Raw genomic sequence first — 26933 nt, forward strand, 5'->3', positions numbered from 1 at the left:
TCTACTGGAGAATCATATAGCAGAAATTGATGCTTGTCCCCTGCCTCAGCGGCCCGTGTGGCAACCGCAGGTGCAGCCGAGGGAGGGGGGTTCGCCGTCCACGCCGTGCTCGTACAGGAGCTGCCGGGCCAGTGCGTGCACCGTGCCCAGCATCCGGTAACGCCGGCCCGACGAGCTGTGCCGGACCTCCAGGACCGACTTGTCCACCAGCCGTTCCAGCAGCATCTGCACCGTACGCGGCTCGCCGGCGATCGCCTTGTCGGCGACGGCCGCCGCCTCCAGACAGAACGCGGCCGGCATCGCGCCGAGCGCGGTGAAGCAGCGTTGCTCGGCCGGATCCAGCAGCTCGATGCTGCGGTGCACCGCGGCGTGCAGCGAGCGGTGGTGACTGGGCACGCCGCGGCGGGGCGGCTGGATCCGGCGCAGCGGGTCGTCGAGGCCGTCGACCAGCGTCTCGAGGCGCTGCGTCCGCAGGCAGGCCGCGGCGAGCTCGATGGCGAGCGGCAGCCCGTCGAGGGCCCGGCACACCGACGCCACCGCGTCGATGTTGGACTCGGTGAGCCGGAAGCCCGGCCGCACCTGCGCCGCCCGCCGGGCGAACAACTGCAGGGCGGGTTGCTCGGCCAGGTGACCGGGCTCCGCGTCCACGACCAGCGGCCGCACCGGGTACACCGCCTCGTACGGCAGCCCCAGCAGTTCCCGCGAGGTCAGCAGGATGGTGATCTGCGGGCAGTTGCGCAGCACGTCGTCCGCCAGGTCGGCGGCCTCGTCCGTGACCAGCTCGGCGTTGTCCAGCACGAGCAGCAGCTTCCGGTCGTGCAGCCGGTGCACCAGCGGTTCGCAGCGGCCGGCGCCCCGGGCCGGTGGCTCGTCGACGGCGACCTCGACCGCCCGCGTCAGGTCCGGGCCGGTGCGGACGTTCGCCAGGTCGGCCACCGCCACACCGTCGGCGAACCGCTCTCGCAGTTCCTCCGCCGCCGCCAGGCCGAGCGCGGTCTTGCCGACGCCGGCCGCCCCGGTCAGGCTCACCAGGCGGTATTCCCGCAGCAGGTCACAGACCGCCGACAGGTCGGCCGCCCGCCCGATCAGCTCGTCCACCACCGGTGCCGGCCCCCGCCACGGCGGCTGGTGGACGCCGGGCCGGGCGTCCAGCACCTCCCGGTACGCCGCCGCGAGTTCGGGGCCGGGGTCCACGCCCAGGTCGAGCTTGAGCCTCGTGCGCACGTCGGCGTACCGTTCGATGGCCCACGCGCGCTGGCCGATGTGCGTGAGCGCCTGGAGCACCCGGGCCTGCACCCGCTCGTTGAGCGGCTCCGCCTGGGCCAGCCGCTCGGCCAGCGGCAGGACCGCGTCCGGCCGGCGCAGCTCGAGGCCGAGCGCGATGTAGTCGAGCGCGGCGGCCAGGAACTCCTGCCGCAGCGGGCCGACGTCGTCCTGCTCGGCCAGCAGCGCGGACAGGTCGCCGATCTGGGGATCCTGCCACTGGTCGATGCTCTCGCCGTACCGGGCGAACGCGCTCTCGAGCTCGCCGCTGTCCCGCAGCGCCGACGCCCGCCGGACGCCGGCGCGGAACACCTGCAGGTCGAGCTGGTCGTCGGCGACGGTCAGCCGGTACCCGCCGGGCACCGACACGATGACGTTGGTGCGCTGTCGTCGAGGCGTGTCGGGCTCGACCGCGTGGCGTAACCGCGCGACGTAGGTGTGGACCAGGTTGGCGGCCCTCGTCGGGGGCTGTCCCGCCCAGAGTGCGGCGATCAGGTCGTCCAGCGGCACATGTCGTCCGGCCCGCAGGGCCAGCAGGGCGAGGACCGCCCGCTGCTTCGGGGGGCCGAGGTCGACCTCCCTGCCGCGAATCGTCGCTCGGACGGGACCGAGGATCTGAATTCGGAGTTCGATCTCGGTCCGGTTCACACGTCCCCCAGCTGTCGTGGCGCTGTGCTCAGTGCTCCTCCACTTTAAGTGAAGAACTTCCATACTTAAAGAGGCGGAGTGATCGCACTGGGTAGCGGGCCCGGCGTCGTCCCAGCGTCAAGTGGCCGTCAAGAACGGTGTCGGAAACTTGGCTGCGGCTACCGCCGGCACCCGATCGAATCGTGTCCGGCCCAGGCCGGGCAGCTCTCGACCACGACCCGGAGCGGAGAGATGCGGACGATCGCACCCCACGGTTCGTACCCCCACCTCGCGACGCGGCTCCGCCCATGATCGTCGGCATCATCGGGCGCGGTCGGATGGGATCGGCGCTGGCCAGGGCGCTTGCGGCGCACGGGGGCCCGGTCCTGATCGCCGGCCGCGGGGACCCGGTGCGACCCCCCGACCCCTTCGCCCCGTACCCCGGAATCCGGTCCGTCCCGACGGGCGCCGTCGTCGCCGGGGCGGACCTGGTGGTGCTGATGCTGCCGTTCGCCGCCGCCGTGGAACTGGCCCTGGCCGGCCGGCTCGACGACGGACGGGGACGTACGGTCATCGATGCGACGAACCCGCCGCAGGCCGGTGTCGCCCCGTCCGCTCCCGCCGGATCCGGGGGGCGGTTGCTAGCGGAACTGTTACCGCAGTGGCGCGTCGTCAAGGCGCTCAACACCGTGCCGGCCGGCATGCTCGACGAGCCCGTCCTCGACGGGCGCCCGGTCACCGTGCCCCTGGCCGGCGACCACCCGCCCGCCAAGGCGGAGGTGAGCGTGTTGCTGCGCCGACTCGGATTCGCCCCGGTGGACGTCGGTGGCATCGACCGCGCGCCGGCGCTGGAGTCGCTGGCCGACCTGTTGATGGCGATCAGCAGCCGGCACGCCCTCCGGGGGCGGCTCGGCTTCCAGGTCGCCCTCGCGGAGCCGCGGGCCGCGGTGGACGGCGGGCTGTCCGGGCCGGCGCACGTCGAGCTGAACCGCCGCGCGCCGGCGGGCGGCGGCGAGCGTCAGCGCCGGCCGGCGCCCGCCGCGGAGAGTGCCCGCTCGCCGGCCGGCCGGCCGCCCAGGCCGAGCAGGTAGAGGCAGCGGGGGAGCGCCGCCGGCGGACCGGTGACGGAGACCGCCCCGCTGACCACGGCCTCGACCGGCTCGATCGCGCCGCTGCCGAGATCGAAGAAGGTCCGGGCGTCGGTGGCGACCCGCAACGTGGCGTCCGCGCCGGCCGTCCCCTGCACCGTGCGGGCCTCCCCGGCGGCGACGCGGACGTGGAACAGCTCGCCCTCGATGTCGAACTCGTAGACCTCGTCGGCGAGGGCCCGGGCCGGGTCGACCATGGACTCGATGGCCAGCACGGCCCAGGAGGCCCGGGTCACCGAGGCGCTGGTGCGGGCGGGCTGCTCGGCGAGCAGCGTCAGCCCGAACCGGGCCAGCACCAGGACCGGCTCCCGCAGCTTCTCGCCCAGCGCGGTGAGCGCGTAGCCCGCCGTGCGCCGTTCGGCGTCCAGCGGCTCGATGATGCCGGCCTCGGTGAGGAAGGCCAGCCGGTCGGCGAGGAGGTTGGTGCCGATGCCCGGCAGGGCGTCCAGCAGGTCGCGGTAGCGGCGAGGCCGGACCAGCAGCTCGCGGATGATGAGCAGCGTCCAGCGCTCACCCACCACGTCCAGTGCGAAGGCCAGGCCGCACTGCTGGCCGTACGTCCGACGGTCCCGTTGCTCTTTCACGGCGCTCCTCGATGCCGTAGCGCGGACTCGGCCGCGCTTCTTTACTTAGACATAGTACATGACTGCCTCTTCCAGATTGCCCTGCTGCCGGCAGAAATCCCCGTGACGCCGGTACGCCCCAGTCTGTCCATCCGCGACGTGCCTAGAATCGGCCCGGTGACGACCGCCGTACCAGCCGGGCAGGATCTCACCGACGTCCTTGGCCGCCTGCCCAAGGTCGAGTTGCACGTGCACCTCGAAGGGTCGGTGCGGCCCGGCACCCTGCTCCGGATCGCCCGCCGGCACGGCCTCGACCTTGGTCGGCTCGACGAGGCGGCGGTGGTGGAACTCTTCCGCTTCCGCGACTTCCGCCACTTCACAGAACTGTACGAACAGTGCTGCGGGGCGCTGCGCGACCCGGCCGACCTCGAACTGATCACCGAGGAACTCGCCGACGAGGCGCACCGGCAGAACGTCCGCCACCTGGAGGTGACGTTCAGCCCCGGCACGCACCGGCGGGGAGCGGGCATCCCGTTCGACGAGCAGCTCGACGCCGTGGCCCGGGGCGCCGAGCAGGCCCGCCGCCGCACCGGCGTCACGATGCGCTTCGTCGTCGACCACGTCCGGGGCGGGCCGCCGGAGGAGTGCCAGCAGGTCGCCGAGTGGGCGGTCGCCGGCGCCGGCCGGGGCGTGGTGGCGCTCGGTCTCGGCGGTTTCGAGCCGCGGCGCCCGGCCTCGCTGTTCGGGGAGGCCGTCCGGTGGGCGGCGGCGCGGGGCGTGCCGTTCGTGCCGCACGCGGGCGAGGCGGTCGGGCCCGAGGGCGTCTGGGACTGCCTGCCGTTCCGCCCGCCGCGCATCGGGCACGGCATCCGCTCCGTCGAGGACCCGCGGCTGGTGGCGGCGTTGCGGGACCGGGCCGTGGTCCTCGAGGTCTGCCCCACCAGCAACCTGCGTACGGGCGTGGTCTCCGAGCCGGGGGCGCACCCGCTGCGCCGGTTGTGGGACGCCGGGGTGCGGCTCACCCTCAACACCGACGACCCCAGCATGTTCCACACCGACCTGCTCGCCGAGCACCGGTTCGCTGTCGAGTGGCACGGTTTCACCGTGGCCGAACTCGCCGCCATGACGCTGATCGGGGTCGACGCCGCGCTGCTGCCCGCGACGGAGCGCGAGGCGCTGCGCGAGCGGGTGACGACCGAGCTGGCGGAGCTGGGCGTGACCGCCGCCGGCCTGCCCGCCTGAGCCGGCACGGTCAGCCCGGGCGCGGCGCCAGGCGGGACCGCAACGCGGCGATGTGCGCCGGGGTGGTGCCGCAGCAACCGCCGACGATGCGCAGCCCGACGGGGCGCCAGGCCGCCCAGAGGTCGGCGAAGGCGTCGGGCGTCAGGCCGGGCGGGAGATAGCGGTCCACCGGGGTGGCCGGCGGCACGCCGCTGCGGTCCTCCACGTTCGGGTACGCGCCGAGCAGGCCCGGCCCGGCGGCGCGGAGCCGCCGCAGCGCGCGTTCGGTGCCCGCCGGGTCGGTGCAGTTGACCAGGACCGCAGCCGCGCCGGCCGCCCGTACCGCGTCGGCCGCCGCGGCGAGGTCCTCACCGGACAGCAGGCGGGCGTCGCCGGTGCAGACGAAGCTCACCCAGGCCGGCAGGCCGTGTTCGCGTACCGCCCGGGTGGCGACGACCGCCTCCCGGACGGTGTTCATGGTCTCGACCAGCGCCAGGTCGACGCCGGCGCGGGCAAGCTGGTCGGCCAGCCAGCCGTGCTCCCGCCGCAGCACCGCGGCGCCGGGCACCAGGTCCGGCCGGTAGCAGTCCTCGACCGGGGCGACGGAGGCGGCGACGAGCACCCGCCGGCCGGCCCCCGTCGAATCGGCCGCGCGGCGGGCCAGCGTCACGGCGGTACGGACCAGACCGGCGGCCGTGGCCTCGTCCGTTCCGGCCCGGTACGCCGTCCGCAGGGTGGTGCGGAACGTGTCCGCGGTGAGCACGTCCGCTCCCGCCGCCACGTACGCGGCGTGGACGCGGGAGACGAGGCGCCGGCCCCCGGCGTCCAGCAGGCAGCGTGCCGTCCACCACGGGGCGGACACGGACCGGCCGTGCCGTTGCAGCTCGGTGCCCAGCCCGCCGTCGAGGACCAGTGGCCCGGCCGTCGGCGCCCCCGGTACGTCCACCGGCGCCTCCCCGTCCCCGCCGGCCCCGCCCGCCGCGGCCGGCCGCCCGATCGTGGCACGGCCGGCTCCGGCTGCACGACACCCGCGACCCGCCGGGGGAGAACTCCGCAAGCTGTGAGACAGGCGCGGCCGGCACGTCGTCGGGCCCGCCCCGGTCGGGGAGGGGCCCGGACGGCCGGCGGGGTCAGGCCCGGGGGGCGGCGATCGCCGCGACGCCCCCGAGCAGCGCCCGTACGTCGTCCCGCGTCGTGTAGCGCGCCACCCCCGCGCGCAGGGACTCGGGCACGTCGGGCGACAAGGCCCGCAGCGCCCGCTCCGCGCCGAAGGTGCCGTGCCCCACGGTGATCCCCTCGGCGGCGAGGATCGCCGCCACGTCGGCGGCGGACCGGCCGACGACCTGGAAGGACACGATCGGTATCGGGGACCTGCCGTCCGGACGGCCGAGGACGCGCACCCCGTCGATCATCCGCAGACCGCGGGCCAGCAGGTTGGCGAGGCGTTCGCCGTGCCGGAACACGGCCGAGCGGTCCCAGTGGAGCAGCACCTCGGCCGCCATCCCCGCGGCGAGGACCACCTCGATGCCCGGACCGTGCGCCGCGCCCGGCCGGTCGCTGGTCCGCGCGACCATCGACCGGGGCCGCCCGTCGCGGTTCCACAGCACCCCGCACCGGGGGCCGTACCACTTGTCGGCGGAGGTGACGAAGGCGTCGCAGCCCCACGCGGCGACGTCCACGAACCGGTGCGCCGGCGCCTGCACGCCGTCCACGAAGATCCGCGCGCCGGTGGACCGTGCGGCCGCACAGATCGCCGGGATGTCCGGCGCGCTGCCGAGGACGTTGGAGCCGGCGGTGACCGCGACCCACCGGGTACGCGGGCTGAGCTGCTCGGTGACCGCGTCGACGGTCAGCTCGCCGCTCGGCGACAGGTCCGCGACCCGGACGACGGCGCCCTGCCGCCGGGCGGACTCGCGCCACGGGTCCACGTTCGCGGCGTGGTCGAGAGCCGTGCACATCACCTCGTCGCCGGGGCGGAGTGCGGGCGCGACGGACCGGACGAAACCCTCGGTCAGGCTCGTCATGTCGGGGCCGAACGACACGGCGCCGCCCGGTGCCCCGATCAGCGCACGGAAACGGCCGGCCGCCCAGTCGAGCACCGTGCGGGACCGCGGGTGGGCGATGTCCGCGCCGGCACGCGCGGGATAACGGGTCACCACGTCGCGGACCGCGTGGTGCACCAGGGTGCCGGCGGGCGCGTCGAACCGCGCGGCGCCCGGCCGCAGGTCGGGGAACTGCTCCGTGACGGGCCGTGTCACCAGGGCGGTGAGGGGGAGCGCATCCAGCTCGCCGAAGGTCATCTCAACGAGGGGGATCAGATCGCCGCGGCGGTCGTACGGACGCGCGCGGTGGTGCCGGTCGGCAACGGGGAACCAGGCAGAGCACGGTCCCGACAGGGCACCGGCACGGTGTCTCCTCGATGGGCGCATGTGGACATCGCGTTCGTCGCAGCTGCGTGTTATCCCAGAGTCGTACTGACGGGCCGCAGGGGCGGCTCCTCTCAGTTCGGCGAAAAGTATCACATCCGGCGCGTACGGGCGACCCCGTGACGACGGTCAGTGAACTCCGCCCGCGGTCGTGGCACGACCACCGTGCTCGTACCCGAGGCGGACCCGCGCGGCTACGGCATGAGCCCGGGTCCACCCGGTCCGACGTCGGTCGCCGCCGGGTCGGCGTCCGCGTCGGCACCGTGGGGGTCGCCCCACCACCGCCAGAAGTCCGCGCCGGCCGCCGGCGCCCGTCCGTGGGGGGCGCGACGCCGCGGGCCCGCCCGCCCGTCCGGATCGGTCCCGGTCCACCACGACAGATGCCGCGGGTCGAGCTCGGGCACCTCGGCGCTCCCGCCGGCTCCGGCGGACCGGGGGTCGTCCGGCGGGGCTCCACCGTGACAGGCGACGGACACCATCGCGGACCTCCCGTCCGGTGTCGATCGAGGACAGTCAGGCTAACCCGTGGTCCGTCCCGGTCGGTCTCCCAGCTTGCGCAACAGGGCGTCGCCGAAGCGGCTCCCACCAGGAGCGGTTCGCGCGATACCAGGCGACCGTGTCGGCGAGCCCGCGGTCGAGGTCCTTGCGCGGCGCGTACCCGAGCTCGCATCTGATCTTGCTCCAGTCGACCGCGTAGCGCCGGTCGTGCCCCTTGCGGTCCTCGACGTAGCGGATCCGTTCGGGCCCGGCGCCGCAGGCCGCAAGCAGGCGATCGGCCATCTCCCGGTTGGTCAACTGGGTGCCCCCGCCGACGTTGTAGACCTGCCCGGCCCGGCCCCGCGTCCGCACCAGCTCCAGCGCCCGGACGTGGTCGTCGACGTGCAGCCAGTCGCGCACGTGCAGCCCGTCGCCGTAGAGCGGGACGTCCCCGCCGTCGAGCAGGTTCGTGATCGCCAGCGGCACCAGCTTCTCCGGGTGCTGGTGCGGGCCGTAGTTGTTGGCGCACCGCGTCACCCGCACGTCGAGCCCGTGCGTCCGGACGAAGGCCAGGGCGAGCAGGTCGCTGGCGGCCTTCGCGGCGGCGTACGGCGAACTGGGCAGGACCGGGTCCGTCTCCGGCCAGGTGCCGTGCTCGATCGACCCGTACACCTCGTCGGTGGAGACGTGCACGAAGACCGCGCGGTCGCCGTGCCGCCGCCGGACCGCCTCCAGCAGGGTGTAGGTGCCGAGCGTGTTGGTGCGGACGAAGTCGCCGCCGTCGGCGATGGACCGGTCCACGTGGGACTCGGCGGCGAAGTGCACGACCTGGTCGTGCTCCGCCACCAGCCGGTCCACCAGGAGGCTGTCGCAGATGTCGCCGCGGACGAAACGGTAGGCGGGGTGGCCGGCGACGGGACGCAGGTTGGCGAGGTTGCCCGCGTACGTCAGCTTGTCCAGCACGGTGATCCGGACGCCGCCCGGTCCCGCCGGCCGCAGCAGGGTGCGGACGTAGTGCGACCCGATGAAGCCGGCGCCGCCGGTGACGAGGATCCGCGTCGTGTTCATGCCGACCTCCGTCGCGTGCGGTCCTGGCCGGCCGGCCCGGCCCGGCTCCGCTCCTCGGCCACGGCCGCCTCGATCATCCGTCGCCACGGCGGCAGCGGGCCGAGGCCGGCCCGCGCCCACCCGTCGTGCCCGAGGACGGAGATCCGTGGCCGCCGGGCGGGCCGGGCGGCCAGCGTCCCGCTGCCCGTCGGGCGCACGCGGTCCGGGTCGAGCCCGTGCAGCGCGAAGACCGTGCGGGCGAAGCCGTACCAGGTGGTCCGACCGGCCGCCGTGCCGTGGTAGATCCCGGCCGGCGCCCGCCCGGCGGCGGCCAGCCCGGCCAGCGCGACCAGCCGGCCGGCGAGCGCGCGCGCCCAGGTGGGCTGGCCGTGCTGGTCGTCCACGACGTCCACGAACTCCGTCTCGGCGGCCCGGCGCAGCACCGCGCGGACGAAGTTCGGGCCGTGCCGGCCGTACAGCCACCCGGTCCGGACCACGTAGCCCCCGGCGGGCAGCAGGCCGCGCACGGCCCGCTCGCCGGCGAGCTTGCTACGGCCGTACGCGTTCAACGGGGCCGGCGGGGCGTCCTCCGGCCACGGCACCGTGGTCTCGCCGGAGAAGACGTAGTCGCTGGACAGGTGGATCAGGAGCGCCCCGGTCCTCGCACACGCCCGGGCCAGGTTGGCCGGGCCGGCGCCGTTCACTTCGGTGGCGCCGGCCTCGTCCGACTCGGCCCCGTCGACGTCGGTCCAGGCGGCGGCGTTGACGACGACGTCGTGGCCGGGCACGGCGTGCCGCACCGCGGCGGCGTCGGTGATGTCGAGCGCGGACCGGTCGAGGGTGGTGTGCCGGTCGCCGCTGCCGGCGAGGAGCTCGCCCAACTCGCGGCCCAGCAACCCGCCCGCGCCGGTCACCAGCAACCGTGGCGTCGGCACGCTCATCGCCGCCTCCGGTGCGTCATCGCCCCGCCCACGCCGCCGGCGCTATCGTCCACAATGGATAGATGGCGTCGCGGCGTGGCCGGTGGACGCCGCGTCGGTTTTCCGATTCGCTGGCTCGACGGCCGGCCATGACCGGCCCGCGGTTTCCGGGACGGGTGAGGAGGACAGCGGTGGACATCCGGGCGTTGACGATCGAGGGTTCGTGGCTGGTCACCCCGGAGCAGCACCACGACGACCGGGGCCTGTTCCTGGAGTGGTACCAGGCGGACCGCTTCACCGAGGCGGTCGGACGGCCGTTCCGCGTGGCGCAGTCCAATGTCTCCGTCTCGGGCCGGGGGGTGATCCGAGGCATCCATCTGGTGGACGTGCCACCCGGCCAGGACAAGTACATCACCTGCGTCTCCGGGGCGGTGCTCGACGTCGTGGTGGACCTGCGGGTGGGCTCGCCGACCTTCGGCCGGTGGGAGGGGGTGCGGCTGGACGACGTCGACCGCCGCGCCGTCCACCTCGACGCCGGGCTCGGCCACGCGTTCTGCGCGCTGACCGAGCCGGCCACCGTCGTGTACCTCTGCTCGTCGCCGTACGACCCGGCGGCCGAACGCACCGTCAACCCCCTCGACCCGGAGCTCGGGATCGCCTGGCCGGCGGGGCCGCGCCGGCTGTCGCCCCGCGACGCCACCGCCCAGAACGTGGCGCAGGCCCTTGCCGGGGGCGTGCTCCCGACCTACGTGCCGCGCGGGTAGCGGGGCACCGCGCCCGGCCCGCCCGGCATCGCTCACCTGTCGTTGTACGGCATGGTCGGGAACCATCCGTAGTCGAACATCGCCGGTAGCCGGACGTCCCAGTAGACGACCATGAACACGCCCAGCGCGATCAGCATCCCGCCGGTCAGCGCGGCGGTCCGGGACGGGCTCGCGGCCAGCCAGCTCACGAATCGGCCGCGGGTGAGCACCACGATCAGGGCGAACAGCGCCGTCACGACGGCGACGTTGCCGATGGACTGCAGGACGAACGCGCCGGCGCCGTAGAGCGGGTTGCCGGTCTCCACGGCCCAGTGGAAGAGCTTGTTGAACAGGGGGTACGGCCGGCCGATCAGGAAGCCGCCGACAAGGGCGCCGAGCACCACGACGCGGGCCGTCGGTCGGTGCGCGAACGGGTCCCGCAGCACCCCGAGCGCGGCCAGGCCCAGGTAGACGAAGGCCAGCCCGATCAGCCCGAACACGACCATGGACTGGACCAGGCGCACCGGGAGACCGCCGACCGACGCCGTGGACAGTTGCGGCAACCCGTCGCCGACCAGTACGCCGACGAAGCCGTAGACCGCGGCGACGGCCACCATGCCGGCCGTGAGCCAGGCCACCGGCCGTGCCAGGCTGCGCAGCGCGCTCCTCGTCGCCCCGCCCGCACCGGCCTGGCTCATCGGGCCGATGGACGCCGCCATGGCGATGTTGCAGGCGGTGAACGTGCCGGCAAGACCGGAGACGAAGGCGAAGACGAGACCGGCCAGGGTGCCCCCGATCGCGGTCGCCTTGGCGTCGCGGCCGAGCATCGCGTTGGCCACCGAGTCGCCGATGACGTGGTCGACGAACTCGTAGGACCACAGCACCGACAGCAGCACGCCGGCGACCGTGGCACCCAGCACGATTCGTCCCCGCCCGGTCGGTGTCGCCCGGGGAGCGACGGCGGCGGCTCCTTGCTCAGTGACAGTCATGACTGGATTTTGGGCGACCGGCCGCCGGTCGGTGTTCTCGCAGGTTGCCCGATGCCCGCGGGGCCCGGCCGTGGCCGGCGCCCCGCCGGTCGGCGGATGGTCCGCGTCACGTCGGCCAAAATTTCTTGCAGAAACTGCAAGATCGCTTGTAGCGTTCCCGCGTGCACACCGGCGAGACCGAATCCGCCCCCGGGCGACGCGACCGCAGGAAGCGCCGGACCCGGGCCGCGCTGACCGGGGCGGCGCTGCGCCTGGTGGCTGAGCGCGGCCTGGCCCAGGTGACGGTGGAGGAGATCAGCGAGGCGGCCGGCGTCTCCCCGCGTACCTTCTTCAACTACTTCGCCTGCAAGGACGACGCGCTGGTCGGCGACCACGCGGGCGACGCGGCGCGGCTGGTCGCGCGCCTGGCGGCCGTGCCGCCGGAGGTGCCGGTGCTGACCGCGCTGCGGGCCGCGCTCGACGAGGTGATCGACGAGGTGCGCACCGAGCGCGAGCTGTGGTGCCTGCGGATGGAGGTGGTGACGCGCAACCCGGTGTTGCTGCCCCGTCTGGTCGCCGGCAACGTCGAGACCGAGCGGGCCATCGCCGAGGTCGTCGCGGCGCGGGTCGGGGTCGATCCCGACCACGGCTACCCGGCACTCGTCACCGCCGTGGCCGGGGCGGCGGTGCGAACCGCGATGACCCGGTGGGCCGCACATCCCGACGGACCGGACCTGGCCGACCTCGTCGACGAGGCGTTCGCCGCGCTCGCCGCGGGTCTGCCGCAGCCCGACCCGACCTGACCCTGCAAGCCTCCTTCCGGGGAACGGTCCCCGGATGGCCCGTGAACCCGCACCCGTGAGGAAGCGTCAATGACCGCCACCATGCCCGCCGAGACCCCCAAGGTCAGCGCCGGCCGCATGTCCCGCCGAGAGGTGCTCCAGGCACTCTCCGGCCTGATGGTCGGCATGTTCGTGTCGATCCTCGCCTCCACGGTCGTGGCGAACGCGCTGCCGCGCATCATCGCCGACCTGGACGGCTCGCAGACCGTCTACACGTGGATCGTCACCACCGAGCTGCTGGCCATGACGGCGACCGTGCCGCTGTGGGGCAAGATGGCCGACCTCTACAGCAAGAAGCTGCTCATCCAGCTCTCCCTCGGGCTCTTCGCGGTCGGTTCGCTGATCGCCGGGCTGACCCCGAACGTCGAGGTGCTGCTGATCAGCCGCATCGTGCAGGGTGTCGGCGCGGGCGGCATGACCGCCCTGGCCACCATCGTGATGGCGGCGATGATCCCGCCCCGCGAGCTGGGTCGCTACGCCGGCATCTTCGGCGCCGTGTTCGGCGTCGGCACCATCGCCGGCCCGCTCATCGGCGGCGTACTGGTGGACACCTCCTGGCTCGGCTGGCGGTGGTGCTTCCTGATCGGGGTGCCGTTCACCCTGCTCTCGATCGTCCTGCTCCAGCGCACCCTGCACCTGCCGGTGACCCGCCGCAAGGTGCGCATCGACTGGCTCGGCGCGCTGCTCATCACCTCGGGCGTCTCCACCCTGCTGATCTGGTCGTCGCTGGCCGGCAACTCCTTCGCCTGGGCGTCCGGCTGGACCGCCCTGATGGTCGTCGGCGGGCTCGCCCTGCTCGGGCTGGCGGTCTGGGTCGAGTCGCGCGCGGAGGAGCCGATCGTGCCGCTGGACATCTTCCGCAACCGGACGGTCTCGTTGACCACCATCGCCAGCGTGCTGGTCGGCGTGGCGATGTTCGGCGGCACCGTGTTCCTGTCCCAGTACTTCCAGATCGCGCTGGGCAAGTCGCCGACGGTGGCGGGGCTGATGAGCCTGCCGATGATCTTCGGCCTGCTGGTCTCGTCGACCGTCGCCGGTCAGCTGATCACGAAGTACGGCCGCTGGAAGCGGTTCCTGGTGGCCGGCGCCGTCGTGATGACCGTCGGCATGCTGCTGCTGAGCACCATCGACGCCGACACCGGCGTGCCGCTGCTCAGCGTCTACATGGCGGTGCTCGGCGTCGGCGTCGGCATGCTGATGCAGAACCTCGTGCTCGTGGCGCAGAACGACGTGCCCGCGCACGAGCTGGGCGCGGCCACCTCCGTGCTGACCTTCTTCCGCAGCATGGGCGGGACGATCGGGGTGAGCGCGCTCGGCGCGGTGCTGGCCAACCGGGTCGCGACGCTGAGCGCGGAGAAGCTCGGCCCGTTGGCCGGCGGCGCCACCGCCGGGGGCGGGCACGCCGTGCCCGACCTGTCCGCGCTGCCCGAGCCGGTGCTGCGGATCATCCAGGACGTGTACGGGACCGCCACCGCCGAGCTGTTCCTCATCGGCGCCCCGTTCGCGCTGCTCGCCGTGGTGGTCGTGCTGTTCATCCGGGAGAAGCCGCTGCACACCCTCAGCGGTGAGGAGCGGCGCGCCCGGGAGGAGGCGGCGGCCGGAATGCCCGGCGCGCACTGAGGTCGCACCAACCGAACGGAAGTCCCGGCCTCGGCGCGCGTCTGCTCGCCGAGGCCGGACTCGCTCAGGACGGGCGCAGCCGCGGCGGATCGACCGGCACCGGCCGCCGCGCCGACGGCCAGGCCGCCGGGATGCGTTCCAGCACCCCGCCGGCGAAGACGTCCCGCAGGCCGAGCGGCTTGAGGTGCACGTACCCGATGTGGCAGTCGCAGGTCGCGTTGGCGCACGGGCGGGGCCGCAGGGCCGGCCGCCACGAGCCGTCGTACAGGTTGCCGATCGGTTCGGCGATGAAGTGGCAGCGGCGCACCGTGCCGTCCCCGAGCACGGAGACGGCCGTCTCTCCCGCGTGACAGGGCCGGTCGAGCGACACGTGCGGGCGGACGCTGAAGCCGAAGAGCGGGTCCAGTTCCGTCCAGACCGCCTCCTCGGCGGCGTCGTAGCGCCGGCCCTCGGCGGCGTTCACCCACAGGTAGACCTCGGCGGGCAGGGCGGCCCGCAGCGCCCGCGCCTCGCCGAGGTGCTCCGGCAGACCGACCACCCCGACCGAGTACCGGATGCCCAACTCGGACAGCCTCGCGCAGCGGCGCAGGAAGCGGTTCCGGTCGACCTGGCCGGGGTGGTAGGTGGTCCAGAGGGCGGCGGCGCGGGGATCGGCGTCGGCCAGCCAGTCCACCCGGGCGGCGAGGTTGGTCTGGATGACGACCCGGTCGACGTGCGACAGGTGGGACAGCGACACCATCGCGTCCCGGTACCAGCTACGGGTCAGCCCCTCCCCCCACGGGGTGAACAGCACCGACAGCCGTACGTCGATGGTGGCCGCGACCCAGCCGGCGAAGCGGTCGAGGGCGGCCCGGTCGGCGCGCAGTAGCTCCGGCGGGTCGTGCCGCTTGGCGAAGGGACAGTACGGGCAGTCGTAGTTGCAGCTCGCCAGCGGCCCCCGGTAGAGGATGGCCAGGTTCACCGGGGCACGTACCCGGTCATCGCGTCGCGGACCCGGGCCGAGGTCAGCCACGGGCCGACCGCGTCGGAGCGGGCCAGCCCGGCCGGCGTCAGCCGCAGCCCGCCGTCGGTGGCCCAGCCCCGGTCGACCAGCCGGCCCAGCTCCGGGAAGTCGTCGCCGGGCGGGCGGCCGAACCGGGCCCGGTACGCCGCCGGGTCGACGCCGTCGACGCGCAGCAGCGACTTGAGCAGCCACCGGCGGCGCTGCTCGGCGCCGTCGAGGGTGAACCCGAACTCGGCGTGCCGGAAGTCGTCGGCCGGGCGGGCCAGGTAGTCGTCGAGCACCGCCCGCACCTCGGTCACGCTGACCGCGTAGTCGAACGAGTAGTGCAGGCTCGTGGTGTACGAGCGGGCGCCGCAGCCCAGCCCGACCATGCCGTCGTCCTGGCAGCAGTAGTCCGGCCCGTCCGGCGGCGGCACGTCGGCCCGGCGGAACTGCCGCATCGACTCCTGCCGGTACCCGGCCGCGTCCAGCGCCTCCACCGCCTGCTCGTAGAGGGCGAGCCGCTGGGCGTCCCACTCCGCCCGGTGGTGCGCCCGCCGCCCGAGCCCGGTCAGCGGCCGCACGTACAGCGGGTAGAGGTACAGCTCCTCCGGGCGCCAGGCCAGCGCCGCGTCGAGGCTCTCCCGCCAGGTGTCGGCGGTCTGCCCGTCGATGCCGTAGATCAGGTCGATGTTGAGTACGGGGATGCGGGCGTCGCGGATCGCACCGAGGGCCGCCTCCACCTCGGTGCGGCGCTGCGGCCGGCCGGCGGCGCGGGCCTCGGCGTCGAGGAAGCTCTGCACGCCGATGCTCACCCGGGTGGTGCCGTGCGCGGCGAGCACCGCGAGCCGGTCCGGCGTCGCGGTGGCCGGCGAGGTCTCCACCGACAGCGGTACGCCGGGCAGCCGCGCCCCCGTCGTGGTGGTGGCGATGTCGAACAGCTCGGCCAGCTCGTCGGCGGTCAGGTAGGTGGGGGTGCCGCCGCCGAACGCCGCGCGGGCGTACCCGGCGTCGGCGCCGAGCGCGTCGGCGACCTGTTCGGCCTGCCGGCGCAGCTGCCGCAGGTAGCCGGTCACCTGCTCGGCGGGGGCGTTGGCGCGGGTGAACAGGTTGCAGAAGCCGCAGCGCATCTCGCAGAACGGCACATGCACGTAGAGGAAGAGCGCGTCGCGCGCCTCGGCCCGCCACACGTCCGCCAGCAACGGCCGGGGCCGCAACGGCCGGTACGAGGTCTTGTGCGGGTACGCGTACAGGTACTGCTGGTACGGCGAGCCGCCGAGGCCCGTGTCGGTGCTGGTCACCATTCTCCCGGGTGCAGAGTGAAGTGGGCGTACGGGACGGTCCACACCACGTCGTGACCGATCCGGTGGCCGGTGTGGCCGTCCTCGCCGTACGCGGTGCCGTGGTCGGCGCAGACGATCGCGAACACCGGCCGGCCCCGGCCGGTGAGCAGGGTGAACAACCGGTCGATCCGGCCGTCGACGTACTCCAGGGCGGCGGCGTGGCTGGCGAGGTCGTCGGCCTGCGCGCCGGGCAGGTGGTGCCGGTTGGGCTGGTGCAGCGCCGCGACGTTGAGGAACGTGAACAGCGGTCGCCCCGCCGGCACCCGTGGCAGCACCTCGGCCAGCCGGTCGAGCTGGGCGTCCAGGCAGGTGGGGGAGGTGACCCCGAACTCCGGCTCCCAGTGCGCCTCGGCGAACAGGCCCGGCAGCACCGCGCCGAGCGGGCTGCGCCGGTTGAAGAAGCCGACCCCGCCCAGGCAGAGCGTGTGGTAGCCGACGCCGGCCAGGGCGGTCGGCAGGTCCGGCGCGTCGAAGACCCACGTGTCCCTGCCGGCGGTCTCGCTGCCGGGGAAGGCCGCCGCGTACAGCCGCTCGTGCCGGCCGGGGGTCACCGGGGTCGGCAGGAAGCCGGCGAAGAACGCGTGGTGCGCGGCGTAGGTGAAGCTGGCGGGGGAGTGCCGGCGCTCCCACCGCCCGCCGGGCAGCGCCCGGGCCAGGTGCGGCGTGCGCCCCCGCTCCGCCAGCTCGGCGGCGACGTCGTAGCGGAGCGTGTCGAGGGTGAGCAGGAGCAGGTCGTGGCTGCCGATCAGGCTCCGCACGGCAGCACCTCCCGCTCGTCGAGGGCGCGACCGGCCGCCGCCCGCCAGCGTTCCCACCGGCCGTCGGTCACTGCCTGCACCTGCTCGGCGTAGGTGTCCCGGCCGTCGGTCAGCACCCCCGGCAGCAGGTCGCCGAACGCGTTGACCTCCGCCACCGCGTGCCGCCGCCAGCCGACGAGGAACATCAGGTCGATCCCCACCTGGAGGGTGCGGGGAAAACACCCGGCGACCCGCTCGCAGGTCTCCATCGCCGCCGCCCACGCCGCCGGCCCGGCGGCCGCCCGCAGCGCGGCGAGGTCGCCGCGGGCGTTGCCCAGGTGCAGGTTGGTCAGTGGCCCTCGCGCGGCCCGCACCACGGCGTGGGTGGGCCGCCCGGCGACCACCACCACCCGCAGGTCGACCACCCGGTCGCCGAGCCCCGCCTTGGGCAGCCACCGCTCCACGTGCAGGCTCTCGGGCGCGAGCCGGTCGACGATCGCGGCGACCTGCGCCTCGTCGGTGTAGCGGCGCGGCCGCAACGAGTTGAACAGCCCCTCGGGGGTCGCCTCGACCGTGGTGACCGCCTGCACCCGGCGCCCGGCGACCGCCAGCGCGATCACCCCGGCGGCGGACGAGCCGTGCGCGGGCTTGACGAACACCCGGCTCCAGCCGGCCGCCGCCATCGCCGCCCGCAGCTCCGCCCAGCCGCCCACGGGGGGCAGCGCGGCGGGCACCGGCACCCCGGCGGCGGACAGCCGCGCGTGGCAGCGCCGCTTGTCGCACATGACCGCGACGTCCTCCGGGTCGTTGAGCAGCTCCGCGCCGCCGGCGGCGACCCGGTCCAGGCCCCTGAGCAGGCCGGCGTACGTGTCGGCCAGGCCGACCAGCTCGCCGTGCCGGGCCGGGGCGGCGGACCGGCGCAGCAGCCGGTCCACCTCCGGGTCCTCCCCGGGCGAGTCGACCCGCACCAGCGCGTCCGGCGCCGGCGGGGCCGCCCCGGTCAGCACGTCGGCCCAGGGCAGCACCGCGGGCCGGGGCAGGCCGGCATCGAGGACCGCCCGGGTGAACATGCCGACCCGACGGTTGCCGGGGTTGCCGACGACGGTCAGGCGCATGTCACTCCGACACCGCCGTGTAGCGGTAGCTCTCGCCGTCGTACTCGTCGGCCTTTCGCGGGTCGGACATGTCGACCCGGACGCCCGGCAGCGCGGCGACCACCGACGCGGCCATCTCCTCCGACAGGTAATGGTGGTGCAGGTCCAGCTCCGTCAGGTGTTTCAGCGGCTGCCCGGCGAACAGCGCCGCGGCGCCCCGGTCGCCGAGCGTGCCCAGCGACAGGTCCAGCCGTTCCAGCCGCGGCACCACCGCCGCCGTCGCCAGGGCCTCGGCGAGGTCGTCGGCGATCTCCGCGTTGCGCAGCCCGAGCCGGCGCAGCGCGCCGAACCGCTCCCCGGCCAGCAGTGGGGCCAGGTCGGACACCTGCGCGTCGCCGCCGTAGTCGGAGGCGCCGAGCCACAGCTCCAGGTCGGTCAGCGCGGGCAGGTCGGAGTCGAGCACCGCGCCGACGAACGCCCGGGACAACCCGCCGGTCTCCACCGCCAGCTCCCGCAGCCGCGCGTGCCGCACCGGGGAGAACGCGAAGTCCTCGCCGCCGCGGACCCGCAGCACCTCCAGCTCCGGGTACGCCGTCAGCAGCGGGCTGACGTCGCCCACCTTCATCCAGGACACCTCGCACTCCTCGCTGGTCATGTCACCGAGGAAGAGGGCCCGCAGGGCGGGCAGCCGGGGCGCCGCCGCGCAGAGCTGCGCGATGGGGGCGGGGTTGAACGCCGCGTACCCCCACGCGCCGACGACGAGGGAGTCGACGGAGGGCCCGGCCTGCGCGACGAACCGGTCGAACGCGGCCCGGAACGTGTCCGAGAGCTTGTAGTCGGCGGTCTCGTCGAAGTGCCACAGGGAGAACCGCCACGAGACCGCACCGTCCACCGTGGGCAGCGGCCCGTCGACCGGGACGTCGACGACCGGTCGGCCGGCGAAGGTCCGCGCGTGGGAACCGAAGGTCACGGCCGACTACTCCCCGACCTCGGTGTAGCGGTAGCGGGTGCCGTCGTACTCGTCGGCGGTCTGCGGGTCGGACACGTCGACCCGCACCCCCGGCAGCGCGGCGACCACCGCCGCGGCCATCTCCTCGGAGAGGTAGTGGTGGTGCAGGTCGAGCCGCGTCAGATGGGTCAGCGGCTGGCCGGCCAGCAGCGCCTTCGCGCCCTCGTCGGTGAGCGTGCCCATCGACAGGTCGAGGACCTCCAGCCGCGGGACGACCGGCGCCGCGGCGACGGCCGCCGCCACCGCGTCGGCGATCTCGGCGTTGCACGGCGCCAGGTGCCGCAGCGCGGGCAGGCCGGTGCCGGCCAGCACGCCGACCAGGTCGTCCACGGTCGCGTCGCCGCCGTAGTCGGAGCGGCCGAGCCACAGCTCCAGCCGGTGCAGGGCCGGCAGCTCGCAGGCGCCGACGGCCCGCACCACACCGGCCGGCAGCCCGCCGGACTCGAATCGCAGCTCGCGCAGCCGGTCGTGCCGGACCGGTTCCAGCCGCAGGTCCTGCGCGCCGCGCACCCACAGCACCTCCAGCGCCGGGTACGCCGCGAGCAGCGGGGTGACGTCGCCGTGCCGGAGCCAGGAGATCTCGCACTGCTCGTAGGTCAGGTCGGCGAGAAAGACCGCCCGCAGCGCCGTCCACTCGCGAGCCGCCGCCACCAGCAGCTCCACCGGCAGCGGTCGCTCGTACGCCTCGCCCCACTCGCCGACCACCAGGGCGTGCACCGCGTCGGCCGGCACCTGCTCACGCATGGCCTGCACGAGGCCGGCGAACTCCTCGGGATCGGCGTCGAAGTCCTCGACCTCCAGCCGCCAGGCGACCGCCGACGGATCGTCGGGGAGGGTCATGCCCGGTGTGAACGGCAGCACCGGCAACCCGGCGAACGACGACACGTGCGAACTGATCACGCCTACCTCCGGTCGACTGGTGCAGCGGCGGCGAGACCGTAACAGGTGTGCCCGACAAGATGATCAGCGGCGGCGGCCCGCCGGGTTCTCGGCCGCCCGGATGTCGGTGAGCCACTCTGGGCAACCCGGCGGGAGCCCTCGGTCCCGGGCCGCTCGGGGTGTCGACCCCGCCGACGATCCGGCGCGTCCCTTTTTAGACCCTTTAGGGTATTTCATCCATCGTCCGTTCGGTTGATGTGGGTGCAGCCTTTGGTCTAGGGTGGGCTGCACTGCGGTCGACGCCCCCGGGCGCCGCCGCGCCGTGCGGGACAGGAAGGCCAACATGATCACCACGACCACCGCGCTGACGACCACCACCGACGCCAGCACCACGGCGGCCGGCGACGAGTCCCGCGCGAGCGAGCTGATCGCCGCCCTCGCCGCCCTGCCCGAGGGGCACCCCGACCGGCCGGCGCTGCGGGATCGGGCGATCGAGGCGTGGCTGCCGCTGGCCCACCACCTCGCCTACCGCTACAGCGGGCGCGGCGAGCCCACCGGCGACCTCACCCAGACCGCCGCCCTCGGGCTGATCAAGGCGGTGGACCGGTTCGACGCCTCCCGGGGCGTCGACTTCGCCGGCTTCGCCATCCCGACGATCCTCGGCGAGATCAAGCGGCACTTCCGCGACCGCACCTGGAACATCCGCGTCCCGCGCCGACTGCAGGAGCTGCGGCTGCGCATCTCCGAGGCCAACGGCGTCCTCACGCAGGCGCTCAACCGGGCCCCGACGGTCGCCGACATCGCCGCCCACCTCGACGTCACGGAGGAGGAGGTCCTGGAGGGCCTCGAGGGCGCCCGGGCCTACAACGCCGTCTCCCTCTCCACCCCCATCGGTGACGGCGACAGCCCCACCGAACTCGCCGACACGCTGGGCGCCGAGGACGGCGAGTTCGAGCTGGCCGAGCTGCGGGTGGCCCTCGGCCCGGCGCTCGCCACCCTCGACGAGCGGGAGCAGAAGATCCTCACCCTGCGCTTCTACGGCAACCTCACCCAGAGCGAGATCGCCGCCCGGGTCGGCGTTTCCCAGATGCACGTCTCCCGGCTGCTCGCCCGCGCCCTCGGCAAGCTGCGGGGGCAGCTCGCCGACTGCTGAGTCCGGCTTCCCGGCTTCCGACTTTCGTCGGCAAGGGCCCTTCCGCACGCCTCCGGGCAGCGGAGGGGCCCTTGCCGACACTCCGGGCCGGCGGGGGGCACCGGGTCCGGGCCGCGCCGGGGGCACCGGCCGCGACCACCCGCCGCGGCGACGCTCCGGGCGCACGGCGCAACGACCGGCCGCCCGTTCCACCGGGCAGACTCGTCCGGGTGAACCACCCACGCGGGCCCGCCGACGGCGGGTCGCGTCGCACGGACTGGCCGGATGTCGCCGACGGACCCTCCGGCACCACCTCGGAGGCCCGCCGGGCGAAGGTAGGAGAGATCAATGAGCACGATTCTCGTGACGGGCGCGGCGGGCTTCATCGGGTCCAATTTCGTCCGCCACTGGCGCCGCGCCCACCCGGGCGACCGGGTGATCGCCTTCGACCTGCTGACGTACTCCGGCACACTGGCCAACCTCGTCGACCTCGGTGACGCGGTCACCTTCGTCCACGGCGACATCCGGGACCAGCCGGCCGTGGAGCGGGCGCTGCGCGAACACGGCGTCGACGTGGTGGTCAACTTCGCCGCCGAGTCGCACAACTCGCGCGCGGTGCTGGGCCCGACGGCCTTCTTCGAGACGAACGTGCTGGGGCCGGTCGCCCTCATGGAGGCCGTCCGGCGGGTCGGCCGCGACGGCATCCGCTTCCACCAGATCTCCACCTGCGAGGTGTACGGGGACATGGCGCTGGACGACCCCGGCGCCTTCACCGAGGACTCGCCCTACCTGCCGCGCACCCCGTACAACGCGGCGAAGGCCGGGGGCGACCACGCCGTGCGGGCCTTCGGGCACACCTACGGGATCCCCTTCACGATCACCACCTGCTCCAACAACTACGGCCCGTACCAGTTCCCGGAGAAGGTCATCCCCCTGTTCGTCACGCACGCGTTGCGGGGCATGCCGCTGCCGGTCTACGCCTCCAGCCGCAACCGACGGGAGTGGCTGCACGTGACCGACCACTGCCGCGCGGTCGAGGCGGTGCTGCTGCACGGCCGGCTGGGGGAGACGTACAACGTGGGCAGCGGCGTCGAGGTCGACGTGGAGACGCTCGCCGACGCCGTGCTGGGGGAGTTGGGTCTCGGCGCGGAGCTGAAGCGACGGGTGCCCGACCGGCCCTCGCACGACCGGCGCTACCTGCTCGACTCGGGCAAGCTGCGCCGCGAGCTGTCCTGGGCCCCGAGGATCGGGTTCGGCGACGGGCTGACGGAGACGATCGCCTGGTACCGGGAGCACGAGAACTGGTGGCGGCCGCTGCTCGACCGCGTACAGGTGGCGGAGGAGACGGCGTGGCGGTGAGCCGGCGCTGAACGCGCCGCCCGGGCGCGTGGCCCGGGTCCCGCCGATCGCGGTGATCCCCGGCCCGGTGACCCCCGTTACTCCTACAGTGGTCCCGTGCGCCGATCCGCCCACGGTGGGCACGACAAGCACGCCGGTCACGACCCGGAGCAGTTCCGCCGCACGTTCTGGCTGTGCCTCGCCCTCACCGTGCCGATCGTGCTGACCAGTCACCTGGTGATGGACTGGTTCGGCTACACCCTGGACTTCCCGGGCAGGAGCTGGGTGGGCCCGGTCCTCGGCTCGGTGGTCTTCTTCTACGGCGGCCGGCCGTTCCTGGTGGGCGCCGTACGGGAGGTCCGCGACCGCGCCCCGGGGATGATGTTGCTGGTCTCGATGGCGATCACGGTGGCGTACGCCGCGTCGCTGGCGACCAGCCTCGGCGCGTTCGACCTGGACTTCTGGTGGGAGCTGGCGGCGCTGGTGACCATCATGCTGCTGGGGCACTGGCAGGAGATGAAGGCGATCGGCCAGGCGCAGGGCGCCCTCGCCGCGCTGGCCGCCCTGCTGCCCGACGAGGCCGAACGGCTCGACGACGACGGCACCCCGCGCCGCGTGCCGCTGGCCGACCTGCGGGTGGGCGACGTGGTGCTGGTCCGCTCCGGTGGTCGGGTGCCGGCCGACGGCTCGATCGTCGACGGTACCGCCGAGTTGGACGAGTCGATGATCACGGGGGAGTCCCGGCCGGTGCCGCGCGGCGTGGGCGACCGGGTGGTGGCCGGCACGGTGGCCACCGACTCCGCGCTGCGGGTCCGGGTCGACGCGGTGGGCGAGGACACCGCGCTGGCCGGCATCGGCCGGCTCGTCAGCCAGGCCCAGGCGTCCAGCGGCCGGGCCCAGGTCCTCGCCGACCGCTTCGCCGCGACGCTCTTCTACGTCGCCACCGCCGCCGCGCTGGTCACCTTCGCCGCCTGGTGGGCGCTGGACGATCCGGACCAGTCCGTCGTGCGGTCGGTGACGGTGCTGGTGATCGCCTGCCCGCACGCCCTCGGGCTGGCCATCCCGCTGGTGATCGCGCTCTCCACCGCCGTGTCGGCCAAGGCCGGCATCCTGGTCAAGGACCGCCTGGCCCTGGAGCGGATGCGCACCGTCGACGCGGTGCTGTTCGACAAGACCGGCACCCTGACCAAGGGCGCCCACACGGTCACCGCCACGGCCGCCGTCGGTGGCGTCACCGAGGACGAGGTGCTGCGGATCGCCGGCGCGGTCGAGGCCGACAGCGAACACCCCCTGGCCCGCGCCCTGGTGCGGGTCGCGCGGGAGCGGGGGCTGCGGGCCGAAGCCCGGGACTTCCGGTCGCTGCCCGGCCGGGGGGTCCGGGCCGTCGTCGACGGCGCCACCTGGGCGGTCGGCGGCCCCGCCCTGGTGAACGAACTCGGAGCGGCCGTGCCCGACGACCTCGCCACGGTGACCCGGGGCTGGTCGGCGCGCGGTGCGGTGGTGCTGCACCTCGTCCGGCTGCCCGCCGACGGGCGACCCGAGGCGGTGGGCGCCTTCGCCCTCGAGGACGAGGTCCGCCCGGAGGCCCGCGCGGCCATCGCCGAGCTGCGCGAGCACGGCGTACGGACGATCGCGATGATCACCGGCGACGCCCGGCCGGTCGCCGAGGCCGTCGCCGCCGACCTGGGCTTCCGGCCGGGCGTCGACGAGGTCTTCGCCGAGGTGCTCCCCGCCGACAAGGACCGGGCGGTCGCCGACCTCCAAGCCCGCGGGCTGACCGTGGCGATGGTCGGCGACGGTGTCAACGACGCCCCGGCCCTGGCCCGCGCCGACGTCGGCCTGGCGATCGGCGCCGGCACCGACGTGGCCATCGAGTCGGCCGGGGTCATCCTGGCCTCCTCCGACCCGCGCGGTGTCACCGGCGTGCTCCGGTTGTCCCGCGCGTCGTACCGGAAGATGGTGCAGAACCTGGCCTGGGCCGCCGGCTACAACGTGGTGGCGATCCCGCTGGCCGCCGGTGTCCTGGCCTGGGCCGGGATCGCGCTCAGCCCGGCGGTCGCGGCGGTGCTGATGTCCGCCTCCACCGTCGTGGTGGCGGTCAACGCGCAACTGCTGCGCCGGGTGCGGCTCACGCCCTGATAGCGGAAAAGGGCATGGTGGCAGCCGATCTCGCGTGGGTGGACGAGGTCGGGCGCCAGCCAAACCGGCCAACCTGTGCGCGGATGTGGATGCCGTACGAATTCCGGGTGCACCGGGGGCGGCGCCCGGGGTTCGGCTACCGGGCGCCGTCCGGCACCCGTCCGGCGCGGACGGGGCCGCCGTCGGCGGCGTCGCGCGTGCGGCCGGTAGCCTCGGCCCATCCGGTGGTGATGAGCAGCAGGGCCCCGATGTAGGTGGTCATCACGGCCAGGCCGTGGCCCGGCAGCGTGGTGCCCGCGGCGTCCAGCCCGATCAGCAGGTCGGAGACGAGGAACAGCGCCCCGCCGACGGCCACCCGGCGGGAGACGCCGGCCGCGGCGGCGGCCATCAGGCCGAGCGCGAGGCTGTAGCCGAGGACCGGCAGCCGCAGCGGGCCGAGGGCGTTCCACAGCGCGACGTTGGCCGCCGCCCAGCAGGCGAGGTAGCCGGCGACCGCGGCGACGGGCGGTCGCCGGCGGCGCAGGAAGGCGGTCACGAAGCCGACCTGCGTGCCGAGGAAGCACCCCATGCCGACGAGGAACGCGGTGCTGCCGGACAGCAGCAGCGCGACGTCCCCGGCGGTGGCGAAGACCAGTCCGACGGCGACCCCGTCGACGCGTCGGCGCGCCCGCAGCAGGTACGCCAGCAGCACCGGCGCGAGCAGGGGCTTGGCCAGCCACTGCAGGGCGGTCACGTCGGCCGCGACGCCGATCAGTTCGACGGCCGCCACCACGCCGAACGGCCAGAGCCGCCTCACCGGGCAGCGACCGGTTGCGCGTGCGGGGCGGGCTGCCAGCCGGGACGGCCGAGCACGTAGCCGAGCCGGTGCCGCCAGGACGAGGCGGCCCGCGCGTCGGCCCAGATGGCCCGGTACTCGTGGGTCGCCACCCGCAGCGGGTTGTAGGTGCCGATGTTCTTCGTCAGGCCGTACCGGACGGCGGCGCGTTCCGGCTCGAAGGTGCCGAACAGCCGGTCCCAGACGATCAGGATGCCGCCGTAGTTGCGGTCCAGGTACTCGGCGTTGGCGCCGTGGTGGACCCGGTGGTGCGACGGCGTGTTGAAGATCCATTCGATGGGGCGGGGCAGCACGGTGATCCGCTCGGTGTGCAGGAAGAACTGGTACAGCAGGCTGACCGACTGCTGGAGGAAGATCATCCACGGCGGGATGCCGAGCAGCGCCAGCCCGAGCCAGAACGGCATCGACGTCATCGGGGTCCAGCTCTGCCGCAGCGCCGTCGAGAGGTTGAAGAAGACGCTGGAGTGGTGCACCACGTGCCCGGCCCAGAGCAGCCGCACCTCGTGGTGGGAGCGGTGGAACCAGTAGTAGGCCAGGTCGTCGGCGAAGAACAGCAGGACCCACGTCCAGACGCTGGTGGGGGAGAGCTGGACCGGTGCGAGCGTGTACGCGGCGGCGTAGAGGCCGACCGTCAGCAGCTTCCACGGCACGCCGATGACCTGGCTGCCGGCGCCCATGGTCAGGCTGGTGGCGGTGTCGCGCAGCTCGTACCCGCGCTCGTCGTCGTCGGGCGCGAAGCGGTAGGAGAGCGCCTCGACGGCGATGAGGAGCAGGAACGCCGGTACGGCGTAGAGCACGGCGGGGATCATGCCCGGGCCTCCCTTCTCGGCGGTGCGGCGGCGGTGGTGAGGGGAGCGGTGAGCAGGGCGCGTGCCTCGCGGGCGGCGTCGGAGGCCCGGCCGGTGACGATGGCGTCGGCGAGCCGGCGGTGGCCTGCGACGTCGAGCAGTTCCGCGGCGCGCCGCTCCGGTGGCACCTCGCCGACGGCGAGCGCGCCGGCCACCAGGCTGTTGAAGGCCAGCAGGTAGGCGGTGTTGCCGGAGCCGGCGACGATGTGCCGCCAGAGCACGATGGTCGCCTCGCCCATCCCGGCCAGGTCCGGCGCGAGGCCCGCGTACTCCTCGACGGCCCGCAGGATCGCGGCCCGGGCCGCCGGGTCGCCGCGCTCGGCGCAGAGCCGGGCCGCGTCGACCCCGACGCAGGCCCGCATCTCGAGCATGTCGCGGACCAGGGTGTCCACCGGGAGGGTGTCGTGGAAGCGGGTGAGGGAGAGCGCGAGGTCGAGCCCGGCGTGCACCCGCCAGTCCAGCACCCGGGTCGCGCCGCCCTGGCTGACCCGGACCAGCCCGAGCTGCTGCAACCGGCGCAGCGCCTCACGGACGGCGTGCCGGTTGACCCCGAAGGTGGCGGCCAGCTCCCGCTCGCCGGGCAGCGCCTCGTCGGGACGGTAGGCGCCGCTGACGATGGCGTCGCGGAGCTGGCCGAAGACGTGGTCGGAGACCGAGGAGCGGGGGGCGGGGGCGAAGTCCATGCCGGGGAGTGTGGCGCAGCACACATCAACCCGTCAACTGGTTGGACCA

The 26933-nt window shown here is 74.4% G+C and carries 24 protein-coding genes; 8 read left to right on the forward strand and 16 right to left on the reverse strand.

Annotated features, from left to right (window positions below; genetic code table 11):
- Positions 1–45: 45 nt before the first annotated feature.
- A complete protein-coding gene (locus ACFY23_RS24435; RefSeq protein WP_350680866.1) occupies positions 46–1911 on the reverse strand; it encodes a BTAD domain-containing putative transcriptional regulator in 1866 nt (621 codons plus the stop codon).
- Positions 1912–2198: 287 nt separating this feature from the next.
- Between ACFY23_RS24435 and ACFY23_RS24440 the strand changes: the two genes are divergently transcribed.
- Positions 2199–2981, forward strand: coding sequence for an NADPH-dependent F420 reductase (locus tag ACFY23_RS24440; protein WP_350680868.1), 783 nt, complete (start codon positions 2199–2201; stop codon positions 2979–2981).
- Here the strand turns inward: ACFY23_RS24440 and ACFY23_RS24445 are convergent.
- Complete coding sequence (locus tag ACFY23_RS24445; protein ID WP_350680870.1) at positions 2909–3622, reverse strand: helix-turn-helix domain-containing protein; 714 nt, start codon at positions 3620–3622, stop codon at positions 2909–2911. The two genes, ACFY23_RS24440 and ACFY23_RS24445, sit on opposite strands and share 73 nt — an antisense overlap.
- A 156-nt stretch (positions 3623–3778) precedes the next feature.
- Here ACFY23_RS24445 and add point away from each other — a divergent pair, with 156 nt between their 5' ends.
- Complete coding sequence (gene add / locus ACFY23_RS24450; protein WP_350680872.1) at positions 3779–4843, forward strand: adenosine deaminase; 1065 nt, start codon at positions 3779–3781, stop codon at positions 4841–4843.
- Between the two features lie 10 nt (positions 4844–4853).
- On the opposite strand, the gene ACFY23_RS24455 is transcribed toward add, so the two are convergent.
- From ACFY23_RS24455 to rfbD, 4 genes are all read right to left on the reverse strand, one after another.
- Positions 4854–5768, reverse strand: coding sequence for a homocysteine S-methyltransferase family protein (locus tag ACFY23_RS24455; RefSeq protein WP_350680874.1), 915 nt, complete (start codon positions 5766–5768; stop codon positions 4854–4856).
- Positions 5769–5952: 184 nt separating this feature from the next.
- Positions 5953–7122, reverse strand: coding sequence for an aminotransferase class V-fold PLP-dependent enzyme (locus tag ACFY23_RS24460; protein WP_350680876.1), 1170 nt, complete (start codon positions 7120–7122; stop codon positions 5953–5955).
- 639 nt (positions 7123–7761) lie between these two features.
- Positions 7762–8793 carry a dTDP-glucose 4,6-dehydratase gene (gene rfbB / locus ACFY23_RS24465; RefSeq protein ID WP_350680878.1) on the reverse strand — a complete coding sequence of 344 codons (1032 nt, stop codon included), beginning with the start codon at positions 8791–8793 and terminating at the stop codon, positions 7762–7764.
- Complete coding sequence (rfbD, locus tag ACFY23_RS24470) at positions 8790–9713, reverse strand: dTDP-4-dehydrorhamnose reductase (protein WP_350680880.1); 924 nt, start codon at positions 9711–9713, stop codon at positions 8790–8792. The genes rfbB (ACFY23_RS24465) and rfbD overlap by 4 nt, the downstream gene beginning before the upstream one ends.
- A 170-nt stretch (positions 9714–9883) precedes the next feature.
- On the opposite strand from rfbD, the gene ACFY23_RS24475 reads away from it, so the two are divergent.
- Positions 9884–10456 (forward strand): dTDP-4-dehydrorhamnose 3,5-epimerase family protein, encoded by a 573-nt coding sequence (locus tag ACFY23_RS24475; protein ID WP_350680882.1) that lies wholly within the window; start codon positions 9884–9886, stop codon positions 10454–10456.
- 32 nt (positions 10457–10488) lie between these two features.
- Here ACFY23_RS24475 and ACFY23_RS24480 read toward each other — a convergent pair whose 3' ends face one another.
- Positions 10489–11424, reverse strand: a complete 936-nt coding sequence (locus ACFY23_RS24480; RefSeq protein ID WP_350680884.1) for a hypothetical protein — start codon at positions 11422–11424, stop codon at positions 10489–10491.
- 161 nt (positions 11425–11585) lie between these two features.
- Here ACFY23_RS24480 and ACFY23_RS24485 point away from each other — a divergent pair, with 161 nt between their 5' ends.
- Both ACFY23_RS24485 and ACFY23_RS24490 read left to right on the forward strand, forming a co-directional pair.
- The gene (locus ACFY23_RS24485; protein WP_350680886.1) at positions 11586–12206 is read left to right on the forward strand and encodes a TetR family transcriptional regulator; all 621 of its coding nucleotides are present in this window, start codon (positions 11586–11588) and stop codon (positions 12204–12206) included.
- A gap of 69 nt (positions 12207–12275) precedes the next feature.
- Positions 12276–13865 (forward strand): MDR family MFS transporter, encoded by a 1590-nt coding sequence (locus tag ACFY23_RS24490; RefSeq protein WP_350680888.1) that lies wholly within the window; start codon positions 12276–12278, stop codon positions 13863–13865.
- A gap of 64 nt (positions 13866–13929) precedes the next feature.
- Here the strand turns inward: ACFY23_RS24490 and ACFY23_RS24495 are convergent, their stop codons facing one another.
- The 6 genes from ACFY23_RS24495 to ACFY23_RS24520 are packed head-to-tail and all read right to left on the reverse strand — an operon-like array spanning position 13930 to position 19930.
- The gene (locus tag ACFY23_RS24495; RefSeq protein WP_350680890.1) at positions 13930–14826 is read right to left on the reverse strand and encodes an STM4011 family radical SAM protein; all 897 of its coding nucleotides are present in this window, start codon (positions 14824–14826) and stop codon (positions 13930–13932) included.
- Entirely contained in the window at positions 14823–16148 is a 1326-nt protein-coding gene (locus ACFY23_RS24500; protein ID WP_350680892.1) for an STM4012 family radical SAM protein, read from the reverse strand. Before ACFY23_RS24500 ends, ACFY23_RS24495 begins: the two co-directional genes overlap by 4 nt.
- Positions 16145–16948 (reverse strand): STM4013/SEN3800 family hydrolase, encoded by an 804-nt coding sequence (locus ACFY23_RS24505; RefSeq protein WP_350680894.1) that lies wholly within the window; start codon positions 16946–16948, stop codon positions 16145–16147. Before ACFY23_RS24505 ends, ACFY23_RS24500 begins: the two co-directional genes overlap by 4 nt.
- Positions 16936–18042, reverse strand: a complete 1107-nt coding sequence (locus tag ACFY23_RS24510) for an STM4014 family protein (protein WP_350680896.1) — start codon at positions 18040–18042, stop codon at positions 16936–16938. The genes ACFY23_RS24505 and ACFY23_RS24510 overlap by 13 nt, the downstream gene beginning before the upstream one ends.
- 1 nt (position 18043) lies before the next feature.
- Entirely contained in the window at positions 18044–18991 is a 948-nt protein-coding gene (locus ACFY23_RS24515) for an STM4015 family protein (RefSeq protein WP_350680898.1), read from the reverse strand.
- A gap of 6 nt (positions 18992–18997) precedes the next feature.
- A complete protein-coding gene (locus ACFY23_RS24520; RefSeq protein ID WP_350680900.1) occupies positions 18998–19930 on the reverse strand; it encodes an STM4015 family protein in 933 nt (310 codons plus the stop codon).
- 322 nt (positions 19931–20252) lie between these two features.
- Between ACFY23_RS24520 and ACFY23_RS24525 the strand changes: the two genes are divergently transcribed.
- The 3 genes from ACFY23_RS24525 (at position 20253) to ACFY23_RS24535 (ending at position 24518) form a co-directional block, all read left to right on the forward strand.
- Entirely contained in the window at positions 20253–21062 is an 810-nt protein-coding gene (locus ACFY23_RS24525) for a SigB/SigF/SigG family RNA polymerase sigma factor (protein WP_350680902.1), read from the forward strand.
- Between the two features lie 327 nt (positions 21063–21389).
- Positions 21390–22400: a dTDP-glucose 4,6-dehydratase gene (gene rfbB, locus ACFY23_RS24530; protein WP_350680904.1), complete on the forward strand. Its 1011-nt coding sequence runs from the start codon at positions 21390–21392 to the stop codon at positions 22398–22400.
- A gap of 96 nt (positions 22401–22496) precedes the next feature.
- On the forward strand, positions 22497–24518 hold the full coding sequence (locus ACFY23_RS24535) for a heavy metal translocating P-type ATPase (protein WP_350680906.1): 2022 nt from the start codon (positions 22497–22499) through the stop codon (positions 24516–24518).
- Between the two features lie 136 nt (positions 24519–24654).
- On the opposite strand, the gene ACFY23_RS24540 is transcribed toward ACFY23_RS24535, so the two are convergent.
- The 3 genes from ACFY23_RS24540 to ACFY23_RS24550 are packed head-to-tail and all read right to left on the reverse strand — an operon-like array spanning position 24655 to position 26884.
- Positions 24655–25314 carry a lysoplasmalogenase gene (locus tag ACFY23_RS24540; protein WP_350680908.1) on the reverse strand — a complete coding sequence of 220 codons (660 nt, stop codon included), beginning with the start codon at positions 25312–25314 and terminating at the stop codon, positions 24655–24657.
- Positions 25311–26162 carry a sterol desaturase family protein gene (locus tag ACFY23_RS24545; protein WP_350680910.1) on the reverse strand — a complete coding sequence of 284 codons (852 nt, stop codon included), beginning with the start codon at positions 26160–26162 and terminating at the stop codon, positions 25311–25313. Before ACFY23_RS24545 ends, ACFY23_RS24540 begins: the two co-directional genes overlap by 4 nt.
- Positions 26159–26884 (reverse strand): GntR family transcriptional regulator, encoded by a 726-nt coding sequence (locus tag ACFY23_RS24550; RefSeq protein ID WP_350680912.1) that lies wholly within the window; start codon positions 26882–26884, stop codon positions 26159–26161. The genes ACFY23_RS24545 and ACFY23_RS24550 overlap by 4 nt, the downstream gene beginning before the upstream one ends.
- Between the last annotated feature and the right edge of the window lie 49 nt (positions 26885–26933).

The organism is Micromonospora sp. NPDC000121 (assembly GCF_042899165.1).
Taxonomy (GTDB): Bacteria; Actinomycetota; Actinomycetes; order Mycobacteriales; family Micromonosporaceae; genus Micromonospora.